The sequence below is a fragment of the Streptomyces sp. WM6386 genome, assembly GCF_000972385.1.
Lineage (GTDB): Bacteria > Actinomycetota > Actinomycetes > Streptomycetales > Streptomycetaceae > Streptomyces.
Window position 1 is genome coordinate 1 of record NZ_JXTE01000182.1, and the last position, 1,498, is coordinate 1,498.

At 69.4% G+C, this 1,498-nt stretch carries 2 protein-coding genes and 1 pseudogene; 1 reads left to right on the forward strand and 2 read right to left on the reverse strand.

Annotation, left to right across the window (positions count from 1 at the left end):
* Positions 1-378: ATP-binding protein (locus TN53_RS40535; RefSeq protein ID WP_046263884.1), on the reverse strand; the 378-nt coding region annotated here is incomplete at its 3' end.
* Positions 379-467: 89 nt separating this feature from the next.
* On the opposite strand from TN53_RS40535, the gene TN53_RS40540 reads away from it, so the two are divergent.
* Positions 468-1,109: a class I SAM-dependent methyltransferase gene (locus tag TN53_RS40540; protein WP_046263886.1), complete on the forward strand. Its 642-nt coding sequence runs from the start codon at positions 468-470 to the stop codon at positions 1,107-1,109.
* Here TN53_RS40540 and TN53_RS40545 read toward each other — a convergent pair.
* A pseudogene (locus TN53_RS40545) lies at positions 1,085-1,498 on the reverse strand (class I SAM-dependent methyltransferase); the annotation flags it as partial. The gene TN53_RS40540 and the pseudogene TN53_RS40545 sit on opposite strands and share 25 nt — an antisense overlap.

Here is a 1,498-nt window from a genome sequence, read left to right on the forward strand (position 1 = left end):
GCCGAGAACGGTGTCGCCCGCGATGCGCCCGCGGAGGGTGTCCTGGTCGGCGTGGAGCACGAAGTGCCGTACCGGGATGGCATGTCGGTCGAGGCCCGCACTGATCTCACGCCAGTACCGCTCGACCAGGACGGTCATCGGGATCACCAGAGTGCCGCCGGTGTAGTCGAGGATGTGGCGGGCGGTCTCGACGACGAGCGGCCGCCAGGGCGGCCAGTGCTGGAAGTTGTCCGTCACGGGCAGCCCCGGCGTGATGTCCATGAGTGTCTCGCCGACCTTCTCGGCGTCGAACACCCGTGAATCCGGGATCAGTTGCTGCACGAGTGCGCTGGTCGTCGTCTTGCCCGCGCCATGGGTGCCGTTGAGCCATACGATCATGAGGTCCCACGCTATCCCCGCAGGGGACGAGGGCGGGGCGGACCGTCGAGATCAGTGTCACCGGCGCCCGCAATGGCATGCTGGACCGCATGGGCGATCACGCACACCACGACTCGGTACGCCGCAGCTACGACACCGTGGCGGAGGAGTACGCGAGCCGCCTCCACGCGGAACTCGACCACAAGCCCCTGGACAAGGCGTTGCTCGCCGCCTTGCTGGAACAGACGGAACCGGGCACCACGATCGGCGACCTGGGCTGCGGTCCCGGACACGTGGCGGCCTGGCTCGCCGAGAAGGGCGCGCACACGGTCGGGATCGACCTGTCCCCGGGCATGCTCGTAGCGGGCGGGCGCCGCTTCCCGCAGGCGGAGTTCCGCGAGGGCGATCTACTGGAACTGCCCGCGAAGGACGCCGAATTCGGTGCGGTGGTCGCCTTTTACACGATCCTCCACCTCGACCCCGGCGAACTGCACCGCGCCTTCGGGGAGATGGCGCGGGTCCTGCGCCCCTCAGGCCTGGTGCTCCTCTCCTTCCACATCGGCGAAGAGGTCCGGCACGTGGACGAATGGTGGGGGCACGGCGTGGACGTCGACTTCCGCTTCCTCGACCCGGCGCGCGTCGCCGAGCTGCTGGAGGCGGCCGGCTTCGCCGTGGAGATGAGCCTGGAACGTACTCACTACGCACACGAGGTGGAGACCCGCCGCGCCTACGTCCTGGCCCGCCGCGCCTGACACGTCACGACGGGCTGGTAGTACCCGGAGGACTCCGGCGCGTGCCAGACGATGTCGGCGAAGCCCGCCTCGGTCAGGAGCTGCGTCAACTGCGGGCGGGACAGCGCCCAGTAGGTGGTCCGACGTCGTCGGACCGTCCAGTCGGCCCCGGCGGGAATGAGCTGGAAGTGCTCCAGGTCGTAGTGCTCGCCGTCCTCGTGCCAGTGCCACAGCTGAAACGTGATCACCCGGCCGTCGGGGGTCCGGCTGACCTGGGGTGGTGTCGAGAGGGGTCTGGTCCGGCGGATCTCGTCGTAGTCCCGGAGGGTGAGCACCAGCAGTCCGCCGCCGCGCAGCACCCTGCGCATGCTGCCGAGCGCCGCTGTGACGTCCGGTGCGGAGAGCAGATG